Origin of the sequence: Halopseudomonas sp. SMJS2 (genome assembly GCF_029866945.1) — a bacterium.
In the GTDB taxonomy this organism is placed as follows: domain Bacteria; phylum Pseudomonadota; class Gammaproteobacteria; order Pseudomonadales; family Pseudomonadaceae; genus Halopseudomonas; species Halopseudomonas bauzanensis.
In genome coordinates, this window is record NZ_CP123445.1 from 3,571,861 (window position 1) to 3,595,220 (window position 23,360).

Annotated in this window: 28 protein-coding genes; 6 read left to right on the forward strand and 22 right to left on the reverse strand. The window is 59.2% G+C overall.

From position 1 onward, the window contains the following. The first annotated feature begins 23 nt into the window (after positions 1-23). The 5 genes from QAO71_RS16680 to QAO71_RS16700 all read left to right on the forward strand — a co-directional run bounded on the left by QAO71_RS16680 (position 24) and on the right by QAO71_RS16700 (position 3,148). Positions 24-551 carry a DUF3299 domain-containing protein gene (locus tag QAO71_RS16680; protein WP_036991641.1) on the forward strand — a complete coding sequence of 176 codons (528 nt, stop codon included), beginning with the start codon at positions 24-26 and terminating at the stop codon, positions 549-551. Positions 552-646: 95 nt separating this feature from the next. Continuing rightward, positions 647-1,579 (forward strand): alpha/beta hydrolase, encoded by a 933-nt coding sequence (locus QAO71_RS16685; protein ID WP_074779003.1) that lies wholly within the window; start codon positions 647-649, stop codon positions 1,577-1,579. A 2-nt stretch (positions 1,580-1,581) separates the two neighbouring features. Then, complete coding sequence (gene tsaA, locus QAO71_RS16690) at positions 1,582-2,277, forward strand: tRNA (N6-threonylcarbamoyladenosine(37)-N6)-methyltransferase TrmO (protein WP_280164947.1); 696 nt, start codon at positions 1,582-1,584, stop codon at positions 2,275-2,277. Next, complete coding sequence (locus tag QAO71_RS16695) at positions 2,274-2,648, forward strand: DUF3301 domain-containing protein (RefSeq protein ID WP_036991636.1); 375 nt, start codon at positions 2,274-2,276, stop codon at positions 2,646-2,648. The genes tsaA and QAO71_RS16695 overlap by 4 nt, the downstream gene beginning before the upstream one ends. A 119-nt stretch (positions 2,649-2,767) precedes the next feature. Then, positions 2,768-3,148 carry a hypothetical protein gene (locus QAO71_RS16700; RefSeq protein WP_036991635.1) on the forward strand — a complete coding sequence of 127 codons (381 nt, stop codon included), beginning with the start codon at positions 2,768-2,770 and terminating at the stop codon, positions 3,146-3,148. On the opposite strand, the gene QAO71_RS16705 is transcribed toward QAO71_RS16700, so the two are convergent. The 22 genes from QAO71_RS16705 to rpmH form a co-directional block, all read right to left on the reverse strand. Further along, complete coding sequence (locus tag QAO71_RS16705; protein ID WP_280164948.1) at positions 3,142-3,600, reverse strand: DUF192 domain-containing protein; 459 nt, start codon at positions 3,598-3,600, stop codon at positions 3,142-3,144. The two genes, QAO71_RS16700 and QAO71_RS16705, sit on opposite strands and share 7 nt — an antisense overlap. After that, on the reverse strand, positions 3,600-3,845 hold the full coding sequence (locus QAO71_RS16710; protein WP_280164949.1) for a hypothetical protein: 246 nt from the start codon (positions 3,843-3,845) through the stop codon (positions 3,600-3,602). The genes QAO71_RS16705 and QAO71_RS16710 overlap by 1 nt, the downstream gene beginning before the upstream one ends. An 86-nt stretch (positions 3,846-3,931) precedes the next feature. Next, entirely contained in the window at positions 3,932-5,116 is a 1,185-nt protein-coding gene (cfaB, locus tag QAO71_RS16715) for a C17 cyclopropane fatty acid synthase CfaB (protein ID WP_280164950.1), read from the reverse strand. Between the two features lie 63 nt (positions 5,117-5,179). Then, the gene (gene glmU, locus QAO71_RS16720; protein ID WP_280164951.1) at positions 5,180-6,544 is read right to left on the reverse strand and encodes a bifunctional UDP-N-acetylglucosamine diphosphorylase/glucosamine-1-phosphate N-acetyltransferase GlmU; all 1,365 of its coding nucleotides are present in this window, start codon (positions 6,542-6,544) and stop codon (positions 5,180-5,182) included. A 249-nt stretch (positions 6,545-6,793) separates the two neighbouring features. Next, positions 6,794-7,216 carry a F0F1 ATP synthase subunit epsilon gene (locus tag QAO71_RS16725; RefSeq protein ID WP_074779009.1) on the reverse strand — a complete coding sequence of 141 codons (423 nt, stop codon included), beginning with the start codon at positions 7,214-7,216 and terminating at the stop codon, positions 6,794-6,796. 44 nt (positions 7,217-7,260) lie between these two features. Further along, a complete protein-coding gene (gene atpD, locus QAO71_RS16730; RefSeq protein ID WP_036991629.1) occupies positions 7,261-8,637 on the reverse strand; it encodes a F0F1 ATP synthase subunit beta in 1,377 nt (458 codons plus the stop codon). 48 nt (positions 8,638-8,685) lie between these two features. Continuing rightward, positions 8,686-9,546, reverse strand: a complete 861-nt coding sequence (gene atpG, locus QAO71_RS16735; RefSeq protein WP_036991628.1) for a F0F1 ATP synthase subunit gamma — start codon at positions 9,544-9,546, stop codon at positions 8,686-8,688. A 74-nt stretch (positions 9,547-9,620) separates the two neighbouring features. Then, positions 9,621-11,165, reverse strand: coding sequence for a F0F1 ATP synthase subunit alpha (gene atpA / locus QAO71_RS16740; RefSeq protein WP_074779011.1), 1,545 nt, complete (start codon positions 11,163-11,165; stop codon positions 9,621-9,623). A 15-nt stretch (positions 11,166-11,180) separates the two neighbouring features. Continuing rightward, the gene (locus QAO71_RS16745) at positions 11,181-11,717 is read right to left on the reverse strand and encodes a F0F1 ATP synthase subunit delta (RefSeq protein WP_036991626.1); all 537 of its coding nucleotides are present in this window, start codon (positions 11,715-11,717) and stop codon (positions 11,181-11,183) included. 11 nt (positions 11,718-11,728) lie between these two features. After that, positions 11,729-12,199 (reverse strand): F0F1 ATP synthase subunit B, encoded by a 471-nt coding sequence (locus tag QAO71_RS16750; protein WP_036991624.1) that lies wholly within the window; start codon positions 12,197-12,199, stop codon positions 11,729-11,731. 89 nt (positions 12,200-12,288) lie between these two features. Then, positions 12,289-12,528, reverse strand: coding sequence for a F0F1 ATP synthase subunit C (gene atpE / locus QAO71_RS16755; RefSeq protein WP_036991621.1), 240 nt, complete (start codon positions 12,526-12,528; stop codon positions 12,289-12,291). 64 nt (positions 12,529-12,592) lie between these two features. Then, entirely contained in the window at positions 12,593-13,447 is an 855-nt protein-coding gene (atpB, locus tag QAO71_RS16760; protein WP_280164952.1) for a F0F1 ATP synthase subunit A, read from the reverse strand. A gap of 14 nt (positions 13,448-13,461) precedes the next feature. Further along, a complete protein-coding gene (locus tag QAO71_RS16765) occupies positions 13,462-13,866 on the reverse strand; it encodes a F0F1 ATP synthase subunit I (protein WP_036991615.1) in 405 nt (134 codons plus the stop codon). A 158-nt stretch (positions 13,867-14,024) separates the two neighbouring features. After that, positions 14,025-14,885 carry a ParB/RepB/Spo0J family partition protein gene (locus QAO71_RS16770; protein ID WP_036991613.1) on the reverse strand — a complete coding sequence of 287 codons (861 nt, stop codon included), beginning with the start codon at positions 14,883-14,885 and terminating at the stop codon, positions 14,025-14,027. 20 nt (positions 14,886-14,905) lie between these two features. Beyond that, entirely contained in the window at positions 14,906-15,703 is a 798-nt protein-coding gene (locus QAO71_RS16775; protein WP_280164953.1) for an AAA family ATPase, read from the reverse strand. 19 nt (positions 15,704-15,722) lie between these two features. Then, complete coding sequence (gene rsmG / locus QAO71_RS16780; protein ID WP_280164954.1) at positions 15,723-16,367, reverse strand: 16S rRNA (guanine(527)-N(7))-methyltransferase RsmG; 645 nt, start codon at positions 16,365-16,367, stop codon at positions 15,723-15,725. Continuing rightward, positions 16,364-18,262: a tRNA uridine-5-carboxymethylaminomethyl(34) synthesis enzyme MnmG gene (gene mnmG, locus QAO71_RS16785; RefSeq protein ID WP_036991605.1), complete on the reverse strand. Its 1,899-nt coding sequence runs from the start codon at positions 18,260-18,262 to the stop codon at positions 16,364-16,366. The genes rsmG and mnmG overlap by 4 nt, the downstream gene beginning before the upstream one ends. 557 nt (positions 18,263-18,819) lie before the next feature. After that, positions 18,820-20,190, reverse strand: a complete 1,371-nt coding sequence (gene mnmE, locus QAO71_RS16790) for a tRNA uridine-5-carboxymethylaminomethyl(34) synthesis GTPase MnmE (RefSeq protein WP_074779013.1) — start codon at positions 20,188-20,190, stop codon at positions 18,820-18,822. Positions 20,191-20,275: 85 nt separating this feature from the next. Further along, complete coding sequence (gene yidC / locus QAO71_RS16795; RefSeq protein WP_036991601.1) at positions 20,276-21,961, reverse strand: membrane protein insertase YidC; 1,686 nt, start codon at positions 21,959-21,961, stop codon at positions 20,276-20,278. A gap of 3 nt (positions 21,962-21,964) precedes the next feature. Further along, positions 21,965-22,207 carry a membrane protein insertion efficiency factor YidD gene (gene yidD / locus QAO71_RS16800; protein WP_074779017.1) on the reverse strand — a complete coding sequence of 81 codons (243 nt, stop codon included), beginning with the start codon at positions 22,205-22,207 and terminating at the stop codon, positions 21,965-21,967. Next, positions 22,200-22,598: a ribonuclease P protein component gene (gene rnpA / locus QAO71_RS16805; protein WP_036991600.1), complete on the reverse strand. Its 399-nt coding sequence runs from the start codon at positions 22,596-22,598 to the stop codon at positions 22,200-22,202. Before rnpA ends, yidD begins: the two co-directional genes overlap by 8 nt. 14 nt (positions 22,599-22,612) lie before the next feature. Next, a complete protein-coding gene (gene rpmH / locus QAO71_RS16810) occupies positions 22,613-22,747 on the reverse strand; it encodes a 50S ribosomal protein L34 (RefSeq protein WP_074779021.1) in 135 nt (44 codons plus the stop codon). A gap of 300 nt (positions 22,748-23,047) precedes the next feature. Here rpmH and QAO71_RS16815 point away from each other — a divergent pair, with 300 nt between their 5' ends. Then, entirely contained in the window at positions 23,048-23,248 is a 201-nt protein-coding gene (locus tag QAO71_RS16815) for a hypothetical protein (protein WP_280164955.1), read from the forward strand. Positions 23,249-23,360 lie beyond the last annotated feature (112 nt).

Here is a 23,360-nt window from a genome sequence, read left to right on the forward strand (position 1 = left end):
GGGCCTGTTATCGGGAGGTCCTCATGCGGCATCTGTTAATCACCCTGGCGTTGCTTTTCCCCATTCTGGCAATGGCTGCTCCACGCACCGTGGACTGGCTGGACCTGCTGCCCGAGGAAGACTATCAGGCCATGCTCGACATGCCCGAGATCAGCCATGATTGGGGCACTGAGGCTCCCGGCGACTTCTCCAACAGTCTGCGCTCATCCGATCGCAACCTGCCCGAAGTGATGTATTCCACCCGTGTAGTCGGGGAAATGGACGGTCAGCATATCGAGCTGGGCGGCTACCCGGTCCCGCTGGAAACCGATGAGCAGGGCCGCTACATCAGTTTCTTCCTGGTGCCCTATCCCGGCGCCTGCATTCACGTCCCGCCACCGCCGCCGAACCAGATCATTCTGGTCGAGTACCCAAGCGGTCTCGCCATCAGGGATATCTACCAGCCGCTGTTGCTTACCGGCACTTTGCAGGTAGCCCAGACCAGCAATGAATTAGCCGATGCCAGTTACCGGATGCGCGCCGATAAGGTAGTCAGTTACCCCGGCGGATAACCCTGGCTTTGCGCTATCGCCCACACGGGTGAGCGCTCTGGAACGGGCATTCCGTTAAGCTCACGGCCCTCAGCTAAGCATGCAATGGAGGCAGGATGGGGCTTTTCACAGGGGTGGTGATACTGGTATTGCTGGCAGGTTGGTTTACCCACAGCTGGTTGCTCGACCGGCCTGTCCCGCAACGGCAGGCAGTGCCCATGGAGGCAGATATCTATCGCGTCGGTGAGGCCTTCATTGCCCGCCGCCGTAGCCAGAACCCGGTATCTTCCGTGGTGGTCATGCATGGCTTTCTGGAAAACCCGTTGTACTTCACCCGTTATTACCAAGACCCCAGTATTGAGCTGATCATGCTCACCAGCGCTGGCTATCACCTGCCGTTGCAGACCCCGGTGTTCCAGCAACCCCCGTGGAAAGCCACTCCCGCACTGGCCACCGGCACCATCGTTGGTGATGCACAGGTGCTCAATCTGGCATTGGAGCATCTGGTCACCACGAACACTGTGCGCGTACACGGACATTCTCGCGGCGGCGCTGTGGTGCTGGAAGCCGCGCGTCAGCGGCCTGAGCTATTCGAACCGGTCGAGGTGATCCTGGAAGCGCCGGTGCTGCCTCAGGGGCAGCTCTACCAACCGACATCAAAAATAGTCCATTGGCTGATGCCGCTGGTTCATCTACTATGGCAACACAAGCCAGCCGGGATTCTGCGCAGCCCCATCTGGGGGCCGCTGGATGACAGCTTCAAGCGCGAGCTGATCCTGGCCATGCCGTTCAACCCACGGCGCAGCCGGGTGTTGATGACCAATACCAGGGATATCGCTGACTGGATGACCAACACCGGGCCGGATATCTATCGTCACGTCAGGCGTGGCGCGGTGCTGGTACCGGGCCGGGATCGTGTCTTGCAGAGCGAGGCCATGCTGGACAGCGCCCGGCAGGCTGAAAACCTGCAGATCATCGAAGTGCCTGACGGCAGCCACTTCGTTTTGCTGGACAATCCTGAGGCAATACCGCCCTTGATCCGGAACTGACGATGTCCTATAGCTTCGAGCCGATTGGTGTTATGCACTCCTGTTTCGCCGAGAAGTTCGCCATTCCCCGCCAACCGCAGTTGGCCCCCGCCGCGCGGGGTATGCTCGAACTCTTCGCGCCCTATGACAAACCCGAAGCAGTAGCCGGACTGGAAGGTGTCAGCCACCTCTGGCTACTGTTCGTGTTCCATGCCGCCGCCTCGGGCGAACAGCATGTGCGGGTGCGGCCGCCCCGCTTGGGTGGCAACAAGCGCATCGGGGTATTTGCCAGCCGCTCCACCCATAGACCCAATCCCATCGGTCAATCCGTAGTCAGGCTGGAAAGCATCGAGCCGGGACGGCTGTTGGTGTCCGGCATCGATCTGCTGGATGGCACGCCGATCCTGGATATCAAACCCTATGTGCCCTATGCCGATGCCCTCGGTGACGCCCGCAATTCGCTGGCCGAATCCGCCCCGGCCCAGCTGCTGGTGGAGTGGTCCGCACCAGCCCTGCTGCAGGCCCGCGAGCAGGCGCAGCGCCTGCAGCAGCCGGTTCAGGAACTGATCGAACAATGCCTGGCACAGGACCCCAAGCCCGCCTATCAGCGGCCGGATGCGGACCGCGAGTATGGGGTACGCTTCTGGGATATCAATGTCCGCTGGCATTATCCACAGGCGGATCGCATTCGCGTACTGGCCGTGGAGCCCGTGGCATGATCGATCTGGGGCATGTAGCACTGATGATGCTGGCTGCCGGCATCGGCGCCTGGATCTGGCGGGGCCTGGGATTGCGGGATCAGGCGCTACGCCTGGTACGTCAGCATTGCGTACGGACCAATGTGCAACTGCTGGACGAAAGCATTGCGCTCAATCGCCTGCGCCTTGGGCGTGGGCGTCATGGCCGGCCGGGACTGATTCGCCGGTACGGTTTCGAGTTCACCGTGACCGGCGAACGGCGCTATCCCGGCTTTATTGAAATGCATGGTGGGATGCTGCTGAAGATCGAACTGGCTCCGCATCCCTTTCCCGGCGAAGGACCTGGACCGGACGATCCGCCACGCCGAGACAACGTGCATTATTTACAGTAACGGTTATCAAAACCCGCTTCCCATATTCCTTTTAGTTCCACGTGGAACACCACTGTGCCCCCGCTTGCGGGCGATCGTGCGGAGGCATTAAGGTAGCCGTTTCATCCAGGACTGGCACCATGAACCGCTGTCTGCTTTTTCTCACGCTTCTGCTCATCACCACCGCAGCGCACTCCGCCGCCTGCCTGATCGAATCCAATGACGATCAGGTGCCGATCCGCCTGTGCCAACAGAACATCAATATCCCGCCGCAGCTGTTCCAGGACAGCTTCTGCCAGCCCCAGATCACCGAGCGCAGCTTCGATATCCAGTTTGTAGATGCCTGCCCCGAGGGCGCATATGGCATCTGTACCGGCGCACGAAGCGAGGGGGTGGCCTATCGGCAATCCATTCACTATTACAGCGAACCCGGTGATGCACCGGTGTTGAAGGCGTACTGTGAGCAGTTCAGTGACGGGCAATGGCAGCTGCCCGAAATCCACTCAGATAAGGATCAATAGGGCGGGGGCGGTGATAGTTGGTGATCCGCCAGGTCCAGCCGGTCACCCACTTCCAGGCCCAGTTTCTCAGCCGTTCCGGGCGGCACCTCGATCACGAAACGCAGCGCCTGATCCGCCTGATAGAGCGCACAGGGCGGCGCAGCGCACGGCGGCACCTCGGCAAATATCTGTACCAGCCGGGCGTTCTCATCGACAAATAACAGGTCCAGCGATATCTGCATGTTGCGCATCCAGATCACCGGCCGGGTACCCTCGGGGAAATCAAACAGCATACCCTCGCCGGCAGCAAGTTCGGTGCGCCCCATCAGACCCTGGCGGCGGCTATCCGGGTCGGCTACCAGCTCCAGCTGAAACGAATGGCCGCCCAGCATCGCCTGGATGGTCTGCGCCTGCGCCGGGGATACTGCAAACAAAGCCAGCATCAGCAGCCAGCCGCGCCCCAGCCTGCCCATCAGGGATGCTCCTTGAGCATGTTCTGGTACACCATGTTGCTCAGGTACAGTCGGTCCGCCTCACCGAGCTGAGCGTATTCCACCCCGGCGGCGTTCAGGTAAACCTCGTCCCCATTATTCAACAGCGGGCCGCTATCGATACGCTGGGTCCGGCGAAACAGTACCTTGCCGTCGGCATCCAGGAGATCCCATGGCAACGGCTCGCCGAGAACCACATCATCAGTATCCAGCAGTTTCAATAACACACCAATCTCCGTAGCGGTCCGGGATCATGCAATCTATCAGGCCGAGATAGCGTGATGCTATCGGAGAACCGGTTTCCGGTACATTTTCACCGATACAGGTCCTCACGGGTCCAGGGTACATGATGGGTGCCGTCCGCCAACGGCTTGACCGCCAGGATCTGGTGAATATTCATCCAGTTACGCTTGAAGCCATAGGCACAACCGGCCAGATAGATACGCCAGATACGCAGGGTCTTGTCTGATACCAGTTGGCCAGCCTGCTCCAGATGGTGTTCCAGGTTGCTGCTCCAGTGCTCAAGGGTGCGCGCATAGTGCAGACGCAGGCTTTCCACATCCAGCACCTCGAGACCCTGCTCGCTCATACTGGCGATCGCCATCGACAGATGTGGCAGCTCGCCATGGGGGAAGACGTAGCGGCCGATGAACTTGCCTGCCCCGCGACCAACCTGACGGCCATCGATGTATTTGGCGGTGATCCCGTGGTTCATCACCAGTCCGCCGGGTTTGACCTGCTCGAACAGAATCTTGAAATAGGCGCCGAGGTTGGCATGGCCGACATGCTCGAACATGCCGACACTGACGATCTTGTCGTAATTCTCCCGACCGGTCAGGTCCCGGTAGTCGCGCAACTCCAAGGTCACCCGATCCGTCAGTCCCGCCGCCTCGCTGCGCGCCTGCGCCAACGCCAGCTGGGCTTTGCTCAAGGTAATGCCGTGCACCTGGACATCATAATAACGCGCCGCATGGCGAGCCAGACCGCCCCAGCCGCAACCCACATCGAGCAAGTGTTCGCCGGGCTTGAGACGCAATTTGCGGCACAGGTGATCGAGCTTCTGGGTCTGGGCAGTGGCCAGGCTGTCTTCGGGATTACGAAAATAACCGCAGGAGTAGACCATCTGCGGATCCAGCCACAGAGCATAGAAGTCGTTGGACAGGTCATAGTGGTAGGAGATGGCTTCGGCATCCATCTGCTTGTCGTGTTCGGTGCGCTCGGGTGCCGGCTCGGTGTTGTCGCCCAGCAGCCCCTTGCTCAGCCGGTCCGCCACGGCGATGACATCCATGATGTTGCCCTGGATATCCAGCCGCTGGTCAATATAAGCCGCGCCCAGCTTGTCCAAGGTCGGATTCTGCATTTCCTGCAGCAATCCCAGATCATTGATCAACAACGTGACCCGGGGATCGGGACCGAGATCCAGTGTCGGCCCGCCCTTCACCACCACGCGCAGAGGCAGTTGCAATGCCCCCAAGGTTTCGGAAAATTGCGCAAACATCCGGTCATCTCCTGTGTCTATCGGCATTAAACCAATATAGGCCACAGGATCAGGGTTTGCCTGCTACTGGCCCTTGACCGGGCGCTTCCAGCCCGCCACATTGCGCTGGCGGCCCCGCGCCACACCCAGCTGGGCATCAGGAATATCCTGAGTGATGGTCGAGCCCGCTGCGGTGGTTGCCTGGTTGCCCACCGTCACCGGCGCCACCAGCGCCGTATTGGAGCCAATGAAGGCGCCATCGCCAATACGCGTGACGGATTTGTTGGCCCCGTCGTAGTTGCAGGTAATGGTGCCGGCGCCGATATTCGCCCCCTTGCCCACCTCGGCATCACCGACATAGGACAGGTGGTTGATCTTCGAACCTTCACCCACCACGGCCTTCTTGGTCTCGACGAAGTTGCCGACCTTGGCACCGCGGTGCAGCAGGGTACCGGGACGCAGGCGAGCATAGGGCCCGACATCGCAATCCTCGCCGACTTCGGCGCCTTCCAGATGACTGAAGGCCTTGATCACCGTGCCGCTCTTGATCACCGAATCGCGGATTACGCAGTGCGGCCCGATGATCACGTTATCTTCGATCACCACGCGACCTTCCAGCACCACGTTGACGTCGATGCTGATGTCACGACCGATGGTCACATCGCCGCGTACATCCAGCCGCGCCGGGTCCGCCAGTGAGGCGCCCTGGGTCATCAGCCGCTCGGCCTCGCGCTGCTGCCAGCCACGCTCGAGTACCGACAACTGCAAACGGTTGTTGGCACCCATGACCTCCAGCTCATCCGCGGCCTGGGCCACTTCCACCGGAATCGAGCCCGCTACCGCCAGGGCCACAACATCGGTCAGGTAGTACTCGCCCTGGGCGTTGTTGTTGGACAGGCTGGACAGCCAATCCGCGGCCTTGCTGCCCGGCAGGACCATGATGCCGGTGTTGCCTTCGTTGATCAGCAGTTGCTCAGCCGAGGCATCCTTCTGCTCGACGATGGCCTGTGCCTGGCCGTGCTCGTTGCGAATGATGCGGCCGTAGCCGGTCGGGTCCTGCATCAGCACGGTCAACAGCCCCAGGGCCTGGCTGCCGGCCTGATCGACCAGTGCGCGCAGGGTATCCACCCGGATAAGCGGAACGTCGCCATAGAGCACCAGCACCTGATCCGCGCCCTCGATGTGTGGCAGCGCCTGGGCCACGGCGTGGCCGGTGCCCAACTGTTCGGTCTGCAATACCCAATTGAGGTCCGCGCCGTCCAGCGTCTCACGTACCTGTTGGGCGCCATGACCGATGACCACATGAATGCCCTCCGGCAGTAGCGCACGGGCGCTATCGATTACATGCTCGAGCATCGGCTTGCCTGCCACCGGGTGCAACACCTTGGGGAGAGAAGAACGCATGCGGGTGCCCTGGCCGGCGGCAAGAATGACTACGTGCAGATTCATCGATCTGATCCTGGGTCGAGTTGAAGATGCTGGGATGATAGAAGCTGGCAGCAGAGTGCCGCAAGTCGATCAGTTACTCAGTAGCTCTGGTTCGCTGCTGCCATTCATCCGCGGTCAGCGTCATCTGACCGGTAAAAGCGGCTGCGGTTCAGTAGCCTGTAGGCACAGCGGCGCAAGCCTGCCGAGCGCCCAAAAAAAAGGCAGCCAAAGCTGCCTTTTTTGAAGCTGGACTCAGCGTTTGACCGCTGGTCAGCCGTACTTCTTGCGCAGTTCCTGCACGGTACGCAATTGGGCTGCGGCTTCGGCGAGACGGGCGGAGGCCGAACCGTAGTCGAACTCGGCGCCTTTCTCGTTGAGAGCCTTTTCTGCGGCCTTCTTCGCTTCCTCTGCAGCTGCTTCGTCAATGTCGCCGGCGCGGATGGCCGTATCGGCGAGCACCTTGACCATGCTCGGCTGAACTTCCAGGAAGCCACCGGAGATATAGAACACCTCTTCGGTCTTGTCCTGCTTGATCACCCGAACCGGGCCTGGCTTGAGGTCAGTCAGCAACGGTGTGTGACCCGGCAGAACGCCGACGTCACCCATGTTGCCGTGTGCCACGACCATCTCGACCAGGCCGGAAAACAGCTCTTCTTCCGCGCTTACGATATCGCAGTGCACTGTCATAGCCATTCAAGTTGCCTCGGTTCTGCGCCCGCCAGAGCGGGCGCGGCCCATTACATATTCTTCGCTTTCTCTACCGCTTCGTCGATGGTACCGACCATGTAGAAAGCCTGCTCCGGCAGGTGATCGTAGTCACCATTCAGAATGCCCTGGAAGCCACGGATGGTTTCTTTCAGGGAAACGTATTTGCCGGGCGCACCAGTGAACACTTCAGCTACGTGGAAGGGCTGCGACAGGAAGCGCTGGATCTTACGAGCGCGGGCTACCAGTTGCTTGTCTTCCTCGGACAACTCGTCCATACCCAGGATCGCGATGATGTCCTTCAGCTCCTTGTAGCGCTGCAGAACGTACTGAACGCCACGGGTAACTTCGTAGTGCTCCTGACCGATGACCAGCGGATCCAGCGAACGGCTGGTGGAGTCCAGCGGGTCTACCGCAGGGTAGATACCCAGGGAAGCGATGTCACGGCTCAGTACCACAGTCGCGTCAAGATGAGCAAAGGTGGTGGCAGGCGACGGGTCGGTCAAGTCATCAGCAGGTACGTAAACGGCCTGGATGGAAGTGATGGAACCGGTCTTGGTGGAGGTGATGCGCTCCTGCAGAACACCCATCTCCTCAGCCAGCGTCGGCTGATAACCTACCGCGGACGGCATACGACCCAGCAGGGCGGATACTTCGGTACCGGCCAGGGTGTAACGGTAGATGTTGTCGATGAACAGCAGAACGTCCTTGCCTTCCTCACGGAATTTCTCGGCCATGGTCAGGCCGGTCAGGGCGACGCGCAGACGGTTACCCGGCGGCTCGTTCATCTGACCGTATACCATTGCCACCTTGTCCAGAACGTTGGAGTCCTTCATCTCGTGGTAGAAGTCGTTACCTTCACGAGTACGCTCACCAACACCAGCGAACACGGACAGACCGCTGTGCGCCTTGGCGATGTTGTTGATCAGCTCCATCATGTTCACGGTCTTGCCTACACCGGCGCCACCGAACAGGCCAACCTTGCCGCCTTTGGCGAAGGGGCAGACCAGGTCGATGACCTTGATGCCGGTTTCCAGCAGGTCGCTGCCGCCAGCCTGGTCGGCATAGCTCGGCGCGGCGCGGTGGATACCCCACTTCTCTTCATGCTCGACCGGGCCGGCTTCGTCAATCGGCTCGCCCAGTACGTTCATGATGCGGCCCAGCGTGCCGACACCAACCGGTACGGCAATCGCGCTGCCGGTGTTGTTCACATCCAGGCCACGCTTGAGGCCTTCGGTGCTACCCATGGCAATGGAACGGACGATGCCGTCACCCAGCTGCTGCTGGACTTCCAGGGTGGTTTCCGCGCCGATGACTTTCAGCGCGTCATATACGTTCGGTACCTGATCGCGCGGAAATTCCACGTCGATGACGGCACCGATGATTTGAACGATACGTCCGCTACTCATTGTAGGTTCCTCTAAGTGGTATGAAACCGTTTCGTCTCACCGGCCGCTTTATACCGCGGCGGCGCCGCCGACGATTTCCGAAATTTCCTGGGTGATCGCGGCCTGACGTGCCTTGTTGTAGATCAGCTGCAGGCTGTCGATGATATCGCCCGCATTGTCAGTCGCATTCTTCATCGCGATCATCCGTGCCGCCTGTTCGCTGGCACTGTTCTCGACGACAGCCTGATAGACCTGTGATTCGATGTACCGCTTCAACAGGCCATCCAGCAATCCCTGGGCATCCGGCTCGTATACATAGTCCCAACGCTCCTGCAGCTCTTCGGTATCCGAAGCCACCAGAGGAATCATTTGCTCCACCTTGGGCTTCTGCACCATGGTGTTGACGAACTCGTTGGAGACCAGATACAGACGATCGATACGCCCTTCATGGTAGCCGTCAAGCATGACCTTGACGCTGCCGATGAGGTCGTTCAACGCCGGCTGTTCACCCAGGTTGCTGATTGCCGCGACAACGTTGCCACCGTAGCTGCGGAAAAACGCAGCACCCTTGCTGCCAATCACGCACAGCTCGGTTTCGACGTTACGGTCACGCCACTCTTTCATGTTTGTTACCAGTGCCTTGAACAGGTTGGTGTTCAAACCACCGCAAAGACCACGATCCGTGCTGACCACGATATAACCAACCCGTTTGACTTCACGCTCCTGCATGAAGGGGTGGCGATATTCGGGGTTGGCGTTGGCCAGATGGCCAATCACCTGACGAATCCGCTCAGCGTAGGGACGGCTGGTCGCCATGCGCTGCTGTGCCTTGCGCATTTTGCTGACCGCCACCTTTTCCATGGCGCTGGTGATCTTCTGAGTACTTTTGATACTCGAAATTTTACCGCGAATCTCTTTTGCGCCTGCCATGTCACACCTTTCAGGTTAGCCCGTGGCCGTATCGCACGAAGCGGGACACGGCATCGCCGTATCCCGCCCTCGGCTTACCAGCTTTGGGTCGCCTTGAAGTTCTCGATGCCAGACTTGATACCGGCTTCGATCTCGTCGTTGTAGTCGCCCTTCTCGTTGATCTTGGCGAGCAGGTCGGCCTTCTCACGCTTGAACCAGGCCAGCAGAGCCGTTTCGAACGCGCCGATCTTGGCGATTTCGACGTCGGTCAGGAAGCCCTTCTCGGCAGCGTACAGGCTGATCGCCATTTCGCCGACGGACATCGGAGCGTACTGCTTCTGCTTCATCAGCTCGGTAACGCGCTGACCATGCTCCAGCTGCTTGCGGGTCGCTTCATCCAGATCGGAAGCGAACTGGGCGAATGCTGCCAGTTCACGATACTGGGCCAGCGCGGTACGAATACCACCGGACAGCTTCTTGATGATCTTGGTCTGCGCCGAACCACCAACACGGGATACCGACACACCAGCGTTGACCGCCGGGCGGATACCGGAGTTGAACAGGTCCGATTCCAGGAAGATCTGACCGTCGGTGATGGAGATCACGTTGGTCGGAACGAAGGCGGATACGTCACCAGCCTGGGTTTCGATGATCGGCAGGGCGGTCAGGGAACCGGTCTTGCCTTTCACTTCACCGTTGGTGAACTTCTCGACATACTCTTCGGACACGCGGGATGCGCGCTCGAGCAGGCGGCTGTGCAGATAGAACACGTCACCGGGGTAGGCTTCACGGCCCGGCGGACGGCGCAGCAGCAGGGAGATCTGACGGTAGGCCACAGCCTGCTTGGACAGATCGTCGAATACGATCAGCGCATCTTCACCGCGGTCGCGGAAGAATTCGCCCATGGTGCAACCGGAATACGGTGCCAGGAATTGCAGGGCAGCGGATTCGGAAGCCGAGGCGGCAACGATGATGGTGTTGGACAGGGCGCCATGCTCTTCCAGCTTGCGCACCACGTTGGCGATGGTCGACTGCTTCTGACCAACCGCGACGTAGACGCACTTGATGCCGCTGTCTTTCTGGTTGATGATCGCGTCGATCGCCATGGCGGTCTTACCGATCTGGCGGTCACCGATGATCAGCTCACGCTGGCCACGGCCGATCGGGATCATTGCGTCAACCGATTTGTAGCCAGTCTGCACCGGCTGGTCTACCGACTTACGCCAGATAACGCCAGGCGCTACCTTTTCTACCGCGTCAGTCAGTTTGGCGTCGATCGGGCCTTTGCCATCGATCGGGTTGCCCAGTGCGTCAACCACGCGACCCAGCAGTTCCGGACCTACCGGGACTTCCAGGATGCGGCCGGTGCACTTGGCTTCCATACCTTCGGCCAGGGTCAGATAACCACCCAGGATAACGGCGCCGACGGAGTCCTGCTCCAGGTTCAGAGCCATACCGTAAACACCACCGGGGAATTCGATCATTTCCCCGTACATCACGTCTGCCAGACCGTGAATGCGAACGATACCGTCAGATACGCTGACGATAGTACCGACATTGCGAGCCTGTGAGTTCACATCGAGTTTCTCGATGCGCTGCTTGATAATTTCGCTAATTTCGGAAGGATTCAGTTGCTGCATGCCATGTCCCTCAAATCAGGATTTCAACGCCTCGGCCAGCTTTGCAAGCTTGCCGCGGACCGAACCGTCGATGACCAGGTCACCCGCACGAATCAACACACCGCCAATAAGGGACGGGTTGATGGTCACATGAGGAGTTACTGTGCGGTCTAACCGCTTGGTTAAAGCGGTTGCCAGCGTTTTCTGTTGATCGTCAGTCAGTTCGAAGGCGGATTCCACCTCGACTGTGATGCTGCGATCGTGTTCCGCCTTGTATTGCTCAAAAAGCTCGGCGATGTCCGGGATCAGGGGCAGACGGTCGTTCTCAGCCAGAGTACGGATAAAGTTACCGAACTCGGCAGTTACACGACCTTCGCACACCATGAGCAGATCATCGGCCTTGCGTTCCCGAGTCAGCCCCGGGTCGCGCATCCTCTCGACAAAAAGCGGATCGGCGGCTACGACGGCTGTCAGAGCCAGCATGCCTGACCAGGCATCCAGCGCAGCAGCAGAAGAAGCAAACTCGAAAGCCGCTTTTGCGTAAGGCCGAGCTAGCGTAGTGATTGTAGCCATGCTCGCCTCGCTTAGAGTTGTGAGGCCAGTTTGTTGACCAGCTCACTGTGGGCCGAAGCATCTACTTCGGATTCCAGAACCTGTTCGGCTCCCTTGATCGCCAGTGCGGCAACCTGGGCGCGGAGCTGGTCCTTGGCGCGGTTCATTTCCTGCTCGATTTCAGCCTTGGCAGCTGCAATCAGACGTTCACCTTCGGAACGTGCCTGCTCGCGGGCTTCCTCAACGATGAGGGTGGCACTCTTGTTCGCCTGCTCGATGATCTGGGCAGACTGTTCCTTGGTCTCACGCAGGGTCTGGGCGGCTTTTTCCTGGGCAAGACCCAGGTCGCGCTGGGCGCGGCCAGCCGCATCCAGGCCTTCGGCGATTTTTTTCTGGCGTTCCTGCATGGCGTGGGTAATCGGCGGCCATACGAACTTCATGGTAAACCAGACAAAAATAGCGAAGGCAATCGTTTGACCGAGCAGCGTCAGATTAATATTCACAGCGATTTACCTCGTGCTATTTCATTGAGTCCTGGGGATAACACTGATACGGCAGAACCTGCGTTCTGCCGTTCATCGTTACCAGTCGATTAACCGGCAACACCAGGTGCAACAACGAAGATCAGGTACATCGCGATACCAACACCGATCATCGGCACGGCGTCGAGCAGACCAGCCATCAGGAAGGTCTTGGTTTGCAGCTGCGGGCCCAGCTCAGGCTGACGCGCAGTGGATTCCAGCAGTTTGCCACCGAGGATGGCGAAACCGATACCGGTACCCAGGGCGCCCAGACCGATCATGATAGAGGCAGCGATGATGACGAGTTCCATAATTACTCCTAGAGATCAAAGTTTAAGTTCAAGTTTATCGTTGGTTGAACACGGGTCTGGCTGCTCAGTGATGGTCCTCATGGGCAGCACTCAAATACACCACAGTCAGCACCATGAAGATGAAGGCCTGCAGCGGAATAACCAGAATGTGGAAAATTGCCCACGGCACGTTCAGCGCCCATTGCACGTAGAAGGGCAGAAGTGCAATCAGGATGAACACTACTTCACCGGCATACATGTTGCCGAACAGACGCAGTGCCAGACTCAGGGGCTTGGTCAGCAGACCCAGCACCTCAAGGAACAGGTTGAAGGGAATCAACGCCCAGTGATTGAACGGGGTCAGGGTCAATTCCTTGGTGAAACCACCCACACCCTTGATCTTGATGCTGTAGTAAATGATCAGCGCGAACACGGCGATGGAGATGCCGAAGGTGCCATTGGGATCAGTGGTCGGAACGATCTTGAAGTAATCCAGGCCCAGCGCCATGCCGATACCCGGGATGTAGTCCACGGGGATCCACTTCAGCGAGTTCATCAGGAACACCCAGACGAAAATGGTCAGGGCCAGCGGGGCGATCAGCGGATTACGGCCGTGGAAGGTGTCCTTGACGATACCCTGCACGAAGTCGACGATCATCTCGACAAAATTCTGCAAACCGCCGGGGGTGTCGACGGTGGCGCGACGGGCAACAAACCGGAACAGGCCGATGAAGATCAACCCCATGAAGATGGACCAGCCCAGGGTATCCAGGTGAAACGCCATGAATCCCATGTCGGCGGCTTCGGTGCCGGTCCTGGCCAGGGTCCAGGTGGTTGCTTCGACGATGCTGCCGTCAGCCCGCTCATAACCTGCCGGCAGCTTACCGAAGGTCAGGTTCTGCAAGTGGTGCTGAATGTATTCAGCTGATGTGGTTGCCATATTTGCCTCAGACACTAATGCTTTGGAAAGCCTTTGACGATGAGAAGTGCGCTGGCTCCTACCACCAGCACCGCCAGATAGCCGCCAAATACCGCTGCGACCTCCAGGGGCTTCACTCCAAGCCAGACTGCAATGAACAGTACGGCTGTCAGTATCAGTTTGCCTGCCTCACCGGAGTAAAATTCTCCGACAATGGCACGGGCCGACCGGGCTCCGCTGTAGCGGTACACCCGAAAGGCGAAATAGCCGTTGGGAATCAATGCCACCAATCCCCCCAACAGACCGGAGTAGCCAGCTATCCAGCCCTGGAATCCCCACAGGACGAGCGCTACTGCCAAGGTCACAATCAATTGCAGCATCAGAACCGGGAAGGCGGGCGTTCGGTGAAAAGGGGACTTGTTGGGCGTTCTTGCGTCCATTCCGACCCTCTTGGTATTTCCGACGACGTCAACCGCTGTTGCTGCAATACACTGGTGCATTTTTGCCCAGCCAAAATAGCGCGAGGAGTATAGGTGGATTACGTAGTCGATTCAACTACAGCGGTTGATTTCCGTAGTGCGCTGCGATGTTGCAGTTGTTACTTAATGTGCATGAGGACGCCATCGAGTTCATCCAGCGAGTTGTAACTGATAACCAGCCGGCCCTTGCCCTTGGCACCATGCTGGATCTTCACTTCGGCGCCGATTCGCTCCGCCAGATCCTGTTGCAGTCGATCGATGTCCGGATTGCTGCGGATGTCCTGGGCGTCCCGACGTGGGTTCAGCCACTGGCGCACCAGCGCTTCGGTCTGGCGCACGGTCAGCCCCCGTGCCACTACCTGGCGGGCGGCCTCGGTCTGTTGTTCGGCCGGTAGACCGAGCAGCGCCCGGGCATGCCCCATTTCGATGTCGCCGCGCTCGAGCAGCAGTTTGACGTCATCGGGCAGTGACATCAGGCGCAACAGGTTGGTGATGGTGACCCGGGATTTGCCTACCGCATCGGCCACCTGCTGCTGGGTCAGCTCGAATTCCTGCTGCAGACGCTGCAGGGCGATGGCTTCCTCGATGGGGTTGAGATCCTCGCGCTGGATGTTCTCGATCAGCGCCATGGCAATGGCCGCTTCATCGGGCACTTCACGGATTACCGCGGGGATGCTGTCCAGGCCAGCCTGCTGGGTGGCCCGCCAGCGCCGTTCACCGGCAATGATTTCATAGCGATCACCGGCAATGGGCCGCACCACGATCGGTTGCATCACGCCCTGGGCCTTGATCGACTGGGCCAGCTCTTCGAGCGCCTGGGGGTCCATGTCGCGGCGTGGCTGATACTTGCCGCGCTGAATCAGGTCGACCGGCAGATCGCGTAACAGCTGATCCTGACTGCCTTCGGTCTTCTCGTTGGGATTGGCCTGACCCAGCAGTGCATCCAGTCCCCGTCCCAAGCCGCGTTTCTTGACCGCCATGCCGTCCTGTCCTTTTTCGTTTAATCGTTTACCGGCGCAGCCTGTTTGGCCGCCTTGCGCGTACGCCTGACCAACTCACCGGCCAGGGCCAGGTAGGCCACGGCGCCGCGTGACTGCTTGTCATACATCAGCACCGGCATACCGTAACTCGGTGCTTCGGCCAGGCGCACGTTGCGCGGAATGACCGTCTGGTACAGACGTTCGCCGAAGTGGCTGCTCAACTGCTCTGACACCTCACGGGTCAGGCTGTTGCGCGGATCATACATGGTGCGCAGCAGACCTTCGATCTGCAGCGCCGGATTGAGTACCGCGCTGATACGCTGGATGGTATTGACCAGCGCCGACAGGCCTTCCAGCGCATAGTACTCGCACTGCATGGGAATGATCACCCCATCGGCGGCTACCAGTGCGTTGATGGTCAGCATGTTCAGCGACGGGGGGCAGTCGATGAGGATGAAATCGTACTTGTCGCGCACGTTGGCCAGCGCATAGCGCAGCCGACTTTCCTTCATCTTGAATTCCAGCAACTCGACTTCCGCGGCCGTCAGGTCACCATTGGCCGGCAGCAGGTCATAGCCGCCATGCTCGGACTGGCACAGCGCCTCTGCCAGCGTGCAACGGTCGGTCAGCAGCTCATAGACGGAGTTATCCAGTTGCGACTTGTCGATGCCACTGCCCATGGTCGCGTTGCCCTGGGGGTCGAGATCGATCAACAGCACCTTGCGCTTGGTCGCTGCCAGCGAGGCGGCCAGATTCACTGTGGTGGTCGTCTTGCCGACGCCGCCTTTCTGGTTGGCTATTGCCAGTACCTTGCCCACTGGGACCTCCTCTCGGGTTTTAACCTTGTGCCGTGCGTCGCAGTATCAGCAGATGCCGGCTGGCCTGGCAACCGGGTACCGCCAATTCTTCACTGTGGGTCACGGTGAAATCCGCATCCAGAGCCTGCAGTTCGGAGTCGGGATACAGGCCCTTCATGGCCAGCCACTGCGTCTCGGGACCACTCAGATGGCGGGTCAGGTTGGTGAAGTCGGCCAGCGAGCTGAATGCCCTGGACACTATACCGTCAAACAATTGATCCGGGGTAAAAGCCTCTACCCGGTTGTTGACCACCTGCATGTTGCCCAGCCCGAGCTCAAGCTGCACCTGGGTCAGAAAGCGGGTTTTCTTGCCGTTGCTGTCGAGCAGGGTAAATTCGCTGTCCGGCCGCATGATCGCCAGGATCACCCCCGGCATGCCGCCGCCACTGCCCACATCCAGCCAGCGTCCTGCGCTAACGAAGGGCAGCACACTCAGACTGTCGAGCAGATGGCGACTGACCATTTCATCGGGGTTGCGCACCGCGGTCAGGTTGTAGGCCTTGTTCCACTTGTTCAGTAACGTCAGGTAGCCGAGCAGTAACTCAACCTGCCGCTCGGTCAGCGACAGACCCATCTGTTCAGCACCGCGAACCAGTTCCCTGGCGTGATCAACCATACCGCTCAAGCCTCCCGGGCCAATGTACCGTCGTTCAGCGCATTGCGCTTTTTCAGATGGATCAGCAACAGACTGACTGCCGCCGGAGTGACGCCGGGAATGCGCGATGCCTGGCCCAGGGTCTGCGGACGGATGCTCGCCAGCTTCTGGCTGATTTCCTTGGACAGGCCATTCAGGGTCGCGTAATCCAGATCGGCCGGCAGCAGGGTTTGTTCATGCTGCCGCAGCTTGTCGATCTCGTCCTGCTGCCGCTCGATGTAACCGGCATACTTGGCATGGATTTCCACCTGCTCGGCGGCATCGGTGGGGATGTCCGTGGCACCGGTGATGCGGGTCAGGGTGGGATAATCCACTTCCGGCCGGCGCAGCAGATCCAACAGGTTGTATTCCCGGGTCAGCGGCGTATTGAAATGCGCGGCAAAGTCCTTGCCGACAGCGCTGGTCGGCTGCACCCAGGTGGAACTCAAGCGCTTCTGCTCCGCCTCGATCGCTTCGCGCTTGGCGCTGAAGGCCGCCCAACGGGCATCATCCACCAGCCCCAGCTCGCGCCCCTTTTCGGTCAGGCGCAGATCGGCATTGTCCTCGCGCAGCACCAGGCGGTATTCGGCGCGGGAAGTGAACATGCGGTAGGGCTCGCGGGTACCCATAGTGATCAGGTCATCCACCAGCACACCGATGTAGGCTTCATCCCGGCGCGGGCACCAGCTTTCCTGATCCTGGGCGCGGCGGGCCGCGTTCAGTCCGGCCAACAGGCCCTGGGCCGCCGCTTCTTCGTAGCCGGTGGTGCCGTTGATCTGACCGGCAAAGAACAGACCGCCGATCACCTTGGTTTCCAGCGAGTATTTCAGATCCTGTGGATTGAAATAATCATATTCGATGGCGTAACCCGGACGCAGGATATGGGCATTTTCCATACCGCGGATCGAGCGCACCAGTTGCAACTGCACATCGAAGGGCAGCGAGGTGGAAATGCCGTTGGGATACAGCTCGTGGGTGGTCAGGCCTTCCGGCTCGATGAATACCTGATGCTGATCCTTGTCGGCAAAGCGATGGATCTTGTCCTCGATCGATGGGCAGTAACGCGGACCGACACCCTCGATCACCCCGGTGTACATGGGTGAACGGTCGAGATTGTTGCGGATGATCTCGTGGGTGCGTTCGTTGGTGTGGGTAATCCAGCAGTTGACCTGCTCGGGATGCTCGTCGGCGCTACCGGTAAACGACATCACCGGGATCGGTGTATCGCCCGGTTGTGCGGTCATCTTCGAGAAATCCACACTGCGTCCGTCGATCCGCGGCGGGGTGCCGGTCTTCAGACGATCGACCCGCAACGGCAATTCACGCAGCCGCCGGGCCAGCGCGATCGCCGGCGGATCACCAGCACGGCCGCCGGAATAATTATCCAGACCGATATGGATCTGCCCACCGAGAAAAGTCCCGGCGGTCAGCACCACGTTATCAGCGAGAAAACGCAGGCCCATCTGGGTCACCACACCGCGTACCTGGTCCTGTTCGACAATCAGGTCGTCACAGGCCTGCTGAAATATCCACAGGTTCGGCTGGTTTTCCAGGGCATGGCGCACTGCTGCCTTGTACAGCACCCGGTCAGCCTGCGCGCGGGTGGCACGCACTGCAGGACCCTTGCGGCTGTTGAGCACGCGGAACTGGATGCCCGCCCGGTCAGTGGCCTTGGCCATCACGCCACCGAGCGCATCGATTTCCTTGACCAGATGGCTCTTGCCGATACCGCCAATGGCCGGGTTGCAGCTCATTTGCCCCAGGGTCTCGACGTTATGACTGAGCAACAACGTCTTCACGCCCATGCGGGCAGCCGCCAACGCTGCCTCGGTACCGGCATGGCCGCCACCAATCACAATCACGTCAAAACGATCCGGAAAATCCACCGTGCACCTCGTTGTCCGGGCTGAGCCGGACGTCGGGAAAAGGGGCTGATTATAGGCGCAGAGGGAAAAAATTGCAGCAGCAGCTGAACATTTTTTGAACAGCCTGTCGGAGCCGCCTGGCAAGCAGGTCATTCATAGAATAAAGATAGAAAATATTTAAAAAGCTTTATGTTAATACTGTATATGGTGTCGTGTTTATCTGTGGATATCTAATAAAACTCCTTATGAATCATGAAATTGGCAAAAGCATAACCCTGTGCTCCGGCTGGGCACAGCCCGTGACGGGATGGGGGTAGATCCTGTGTATAAGCCAGTCGGTTATCCACAGCCAGGTTTGACCCTGGTTTACGCACAGGGTTATGGGCAGGGCTGAGGGTGAGTTGTACACAGGGCTTATGCGCGCGAAAAGCGGCCGTCGCGGATAGCAAGTGAGGGGGATTTCACGCACGGGGAGGGAAGAATTCGGCGCATGTCAGGAAGAGCACAAGCCCGATTCGCAGCTGAACGAAGAGAGGCCGACAGGTTGATTGCCCATCGACCCGCGTTCACCAGCCGAGTTATTTGCCGATACAGAAGCTGGAAAAGATCCTGCCCAACAGGTCATCCGCACTGAATTCGCCGGTAATGCTGCCCAGGGCCTGCTGCGCCATGCGCAGATCCTCGGCCAGCAGCTCCCCGGCGCCCATCAGGGTCAATTGCCGGTGGCCGTGGTCAAGGTAACTGGCAGCCTCTTCCAGCGCTTCCAGGTGGCGGCGGCGGGCGCTGAACAGGCTTTCCGCGGTCTGTTGATAACCCATGCAGGCTTTCAGGTGATCGCGCAGCAGATCAATACCGGCGCCGCTGCGGGCGCTGAGGTGCAGGCTGACGCTGCCGTCAGCGGCGGTCTGCTGACCAACCGCCGCGCCGATAAGGTCGATCTTGTTGTGGATGAGGGTGATCTTCGCCGGATCGGGCCGTTGATCGAGAAACTCGGGCCACAGCTGATCCGGCTCGTTTGCCTCTGGCTGACTGGCATCCACCATCAGCAGGATGCGATCGGCATCGGCAATGGCGGCCATGGCGCGTTCGACGCCGATCTTCTCCACCACATCATCGGTATCGCGCAGACCGGCGGTGTCGATGATATGCAGCGGCATGCCATCGATGTGGATATGTTCGCGCAGGATATCCCGGGTGGTGCCGGCAATATCGGTGACGATGGCACTTTCACGGCCGGCCAGGGCATTGAGCAGGCTGGACTTGCCGGCATTGGGCCGACCGGCGATAACCACCGTCATGCCGTCGCGCAGCAGCGCGCCTTGCCCGGCTTCCCGGTGTACCTGAGCCAACTGCGCCTGGACAGCCTGCAGCTGGCCAAGCACGTGGCCATCGGCAAGAAAGTCGATCTCCTCTTCCGGGAAATCAATCGCCGCTTCGACATAGATGCGCAGGCTGATCAGCGCTTCGGTCAATCCATGCACACGCTGGGAAAACGCACCCTGCAGTGACTGCACGGCATTGCGCGCCGCCTGTTCGGAGCTGGCTTCGATCAGATCGGCGATGGCTTCAGCCTGGGCCAGATCGAGCTTGTCGTTGAGAAAGGCCCGTTCGCTGAATTCACCGGGCCGGGCCAGGCGCGCGCCCAGTCGCAGGCAAGCCTTGAGCAGCATATCCATGACCACCGGACCGCCATGCCCATGCAGTTCCAGCACATCTTCACCGGTAAAGGAATGTGGGCCGGGAAAATACAGGGTAAGGCCATGATCCAGAGTAAGACCCTGGTCCTGGAACGGGCCGTAATGGGCGTGCCGCGGGGTGGGCGTCAGGCCGCCGAGCTGCCGAGCGATATCCAGCGCCGCCGCGCCGGACACCCGGACAATACCGACTCCGCCCTGGCCTGGCGGGGTGGCGATGGCAGCAATGGTGTCGGCGTGATAAGGGCGGCTCATGATCCGTTCCTGTAGATTGGTCAAAGAAGAGATAGCAAAACGCCCCGAAATCGGGGCGTTTGCGAGGGTAGCCTGGCGGCGGAGATCAATCCTTCTCCGCGGCGCCTTCGATCTGCCGGGTAATGTACCACTGTTGCGCGATCGACAGGATGTTGTTGACCACCCAGTACAGCACCAGACCAGCCGGGAACCACAGGAAGAAGAAGGTGAAGATGATCGGCAGCATCTTCATTACCTTGGCCTGCATCGGGTCCGGCGGAGTCGGGTTGAGCTGCTGCTGGATGAACATGCTCACGCCCATCAGGATCGGCAGGATGAAGTAGGGATCCTTCAGCGACAGGTCGGTAATCCAGCCAATCCACGGGGCTTGGCGCATCTCGACGCTTTCCATCAGGGTCCAGTACAGGGCGATGAACACCGGCATCTGTACCAGGATCGGCAGGCAGCCACCCAGTGGATTGATCTTTTCCTTCTTGTACAGCTCCATCATGCCCTGGGACATCTTCTGGCGGTCGTCGCCAAACTGCTCGCGCAGCGCCTGCAGCTTGGGCGCAACCCGACGCATGTTGGCCATGGAGCGGTAGCTGGTGGCAGAAAGCGGGAAAAATACCAGCTTGATGAGGACGGTCAGCAGGATGATGCTCCAGCCCCAGTTGCCGACCATACTGTGAATCAGACTCAGTACCCAGAACAGCGGCTGGGCGATAAACCACAGGAAACCGTAGTCGACAGTCAGTTCCAGGCCAGGGGATATTTCCTTCAGGCGATCCTGATCCTTCGGACCGGCATAGAAATCGGCACTGATAGTGGCCTGCTCACCGGCAGACAGGTTCACCGCCGGGCTGACAAAACCGACGATGTAGTTGCCCTGGCTGTCCTTGCGGGTCTGATAGACATGCTGCTGTTCAGCATTCGGAATCCAGGCGCTGACAAAATAGTGCTGCAGCCAGGCGATCCAGCCACCTTCGATGGTTTCCTTCAGGCGGCTGTCATCCATCTTGCCGAATTTGAGTTTCTCGTAGGAGTTGGACGAACTCCAGTAGGCGGCACCCAGGAAGGTGGCCATGCCAGTAGCGCTGGAACTGGATGGGTCACCGCTGCTGTCACGCTTGATCTGGCCGAACAGGCTGCCGGTCCAGGTGCTGTCGCTCTGGTTGTCGATCAGGTAGTCGACGTCGATCAGGTAGTCACCCCGGTTGAAGGTGAACCGCTTGATGTAATTGACATCGTTCTCGCTGAAATGCAGATCAACGGTCAGGCTGTCGCTGCCCTCGGCCAGCTGGTAGCTGGTTTGTTCGACGCTGTACAACGGCCGACCATTGGCGCGGGCATCCGGACCGTTACGCCCGGCCAGTCCACTTTGCGCAACATAGGTACGGCTGTTGCTCTGCTCGAGCAGCTGGAACGGCAGATCGGGACGATCCTTGCGGGTCGGGTAGGCCGGCAACGACAGGGCGACGATATCGCCACCCAGCGGATTGATGCTGACGTTCAGGGTATCCGTCTGGACACTGATCAGGCCGGAAGGAGTAGTGGCAGTCTGTACCGGCGTGGTCGGCACGTCGCCGGTTACCGGCTCGACCGCCTGTGGAACATCACCATCAGCGCCTTCGCTAGCGGGCAGTGATGGCAAATCACCATTCGCCATGCTCATCTCGGTTTCGCTGGCCGGCAGCGGTTCACCCTGACCGTAATCATTGTTCCACTGCAGAACCATGAGGTAGGTGATCACGAGCAAGGCAGCTATGAGGATGTTTCGTTGCATGTTCATGGTTTATTTGGCCATCCGAGAAGAACGGTTGTTCTGTAGGGGTACAGGGTCATAGCCACCCGGGTTCCAGGGATGACAGCGGGACAAGCGTCGCGCACTGAGCAGGCTGCCCTTGAGAAAACCATGTTGTTCAATGGCTTCCTGGGCATAGCAGGAACAGGAGGGGTAGAAACGACAATGACTGGCCATCAGCGGGCTGATAGCGTAACGGTAAACCTTGATCAGTCCGAGCGCGATACTACGCATTGGATGATGGGGGTCCGGAATTGCGGGTGCGATTGTACTTGTCAGCGGCCTTGCTCAGCCGGCGCCACATGTCCTGGAACAGGACATGCAACGCGGCATTGTCAAGCTCGCCCAGACCCTTGCGGGCCAGGACGACGATATCCAGGTGATCCAACTCAGCACGATGGTGTCTGAAGGACTCACGAGCAATACGCTTGACCTTGTTCCGGTCAACCGCATGGCGGACATTCTTCTTGGCAATGACCAGCCCCAATCGTGCCTGTGCCTGGCTGTTATGCCGGGCCAATAGCAACAGATTGGGGCCAGAGGCCTTACAGGTGGCTCCATCGAATACGTTCTTGAACTGAGCAGGCGTCAATAGCCGGTGTTCAGGACCGAATCCGAGATCCACCTGTAGTTCCGGTCTTAAGCTGACAGCTTGTGACGGCCTTTGGCACGACGACGAGCCAGAACGGCACGGCCGTTCTTGGTAGCCATACGAGCACGGAAACCGTGGTTGCGCTTGCGCTTCAAAACGCTGGGTTGAAATGTTCTTTTCATCTTCAGATACCTGAGTAATTCACGACAGAGCCGCTAAGCCCTTTCAAGGGATCGGAGATTCTAGAGAAGAAGGACCGCGAGGTCAATTTGAATTCTGTCCCCCAGCAGATAAATCACGATACAAGACAATACAAAGAGAAAGAATTTTAAAAGATAGTTTATGTAGATCTTAATGGGTAGCGGGTTTTCTGTGGATAACCGACGCCAGGCCTGAGCCAGCCAGTGTTCTGGCGATCGAAAACCCGGTGGGCAAATTGTGAGCGGAGCCCCTGCGAGCTTGTGCTCCTCCTGTGGATAAGCATGATGGATATCCACAGCCCGATTTATCCCCGCCGTTCGGATGGTCTTGCCAACAGGCTGGTACAGCAATTGTCCACAAGGCTTACGCGGCGCGAATGGCGGCGTTCTATCACAGGGCAGAAGGATCCTGAGGGCATTCTGGAAGCCTTTATGCTTGAGAATGGACACGCCTGGTTACCCAGCATGTGTGTGGATAACTGAGGGGGGACAGGCTAGAATACAGGCTGTTTTCGTCGGCTCACCGGACCGGTGTTCCACGGACCATTTTCAACAAGCAACTCGAGCCACGCAGGCTTGAAGTCGGGGGAATTTA

Excerpts from the sequence above, each read along its gene's own strand:
- QAO71_RS16680 (WP_036991641.1), top strand. The coding sequence starts at position 24 with ATGCGGCATCTGTTAATCACCCTGGCGTTGCTTTTCCCCATTCTGGCA.
- QAO71_RS16685 (WP_074779003.1), top strand. The coding sequence starts at position 647 with ATGGGGCTTTTCACAGGGGTGGTGATACTGGTATTGCTGGCAGGTTGG.
- tsaA (WP_280164947.1), top strand. The coding sequence starts at position 1,582 with ATGTCCTATAGCTTCGAGCCGATTGGTGTTATGCACTCCTGTTTCGCC.
- QAO71_RS16695 (WP_036991636.1), top strand. The coding sequence starts at position 2,274 with ATGATCGATCTGGGGCATGTAGCACTGATGATGCTGGCTGCCGGCATC.
- QAO71_RS16700 (WP_036991635.1), top strand. The coding sequence starts at position 2,768 with ATGAACCGCTGTCTGCTTTTTCTCACGCTTCTGCTCATCACCACCGCA.
- QAO71_RS16705 (WP_280164948.1), bottom strand. The coding sequence starts at position 3,600 with ATGGGCAGGCTGGGGCGCGGCTGGCTGCTGATGCTGGCTTTGTTTGCA.
- cfaB (WP_280164950.1), bottom strand. The coding sequence starts at position 5,116 with ATGTTTGCGCAATTTTCCGAAACCTTGGGGGCATTGCAACTGCCTCTG.
- glmU (WP_280164951.1), bottom strand. The coding sequence starts at position 6,544 with ATGAATCTGCACGTAGTCATTCTTGCCGCCGGCCAGGGCACCCGCATG.
- QAO71_RS16725 (WP_074779009.1), bottom strand. The coding sequence starts at position 7,216 with ATGGCTATGACAGTGCACTGCGATATCGTAAGCGCGGAAGAAGAGCTG.
- atpD (WP_036991629.1), bottom strand. The coding sequence starts at position 8,637 with ATGAGTAGCGGACGTATCGTTCAAATCATCGGTGCCGTCATCGACGTG.
- atpG (WP_036991628.1), bottom strand. The coding sequence starts at position 9,546 with ATGGCAGGCGCAAAAGAGATTCGCGGTAAAATTTCGAGTATCAAAAGT.
- atpA (WP_074779011.1), bottom strand. The coding sequence starts at position 11,165 with ATGCAGCAACTGAATCCTTCCGAAATTAGCGAAATTATCAAGCAGCGC.
- QAO71_RS16745 (WP_036991626.1), bottom strand. The coding sequence starts at position 11,717 with ATGGCTACAATCACTACGCTAGCTCGGCCTTACGCAAAAGCGGCTTTC.
- atpE (WP_036991621.1), bottom strand. The coding sequence starts at position 12,528 with ATGGAACTCGTCATCATCGCTGCCTCTATCATGATCGGTCTGGGCGCC.
- atpB (WP_280164952.1), bottom strand. The coding sequence starts at position 13,447 with ATGGCAACCACATCAGCTGAATACATTCAGCACCACTTGCAGAACCTG.
- QAO71_RS16765 (WP_036991615.1), bottom strand. The coding sequence starts at position 13,866 with ATGGACGCAAGAACGCCCAACAAGTCCCCTTTTCACCGAACGCCCGCC.
- QAO71_RS16770 (WP_036991613.1), bottom strand. The coding sequence starts at position 14,885 with ATGGCGGTCAAGAAACGCGGCTTGGGACGGGGACTGGATGCACTGCTG.
- mnmE (WP_074779013.1), bottom strand. The coding sequence starts at position 20,190 with ATGAGCCGCCCTTATCACGCCGACACCATTGCTGCCATCGCCACCCCG.
- yidC (WP_036991601.1), bottom strand. The coding sequence starts at position 21,961 with ATGAACATGCAACGAAACATCCTCATAGCTGCCTTGCTCGTGATCACC.
- yidD (WP_074779017.1), bottom strand. The coding sequence starts at position 22,207 with ATGCGTAGTATCGCGCTCGGACTGATCAAGGTTTACCGTTACGCTATC.
- rpmH (WP_074779021.1), bottom strand. The coding sequence starts at position 22,747 with ATGAAAAGAACATTTCAACCCAGCGTTTTGAAGCGCAAGCGCAACCAC.
- QAO71_RS16815 (WP_280164955.1), top strand. The coding sequence starts at position 23,048 with ATGATGGATATCCACAGCCCGATTTATCCCCGCCGTTCGGATGGTCTT.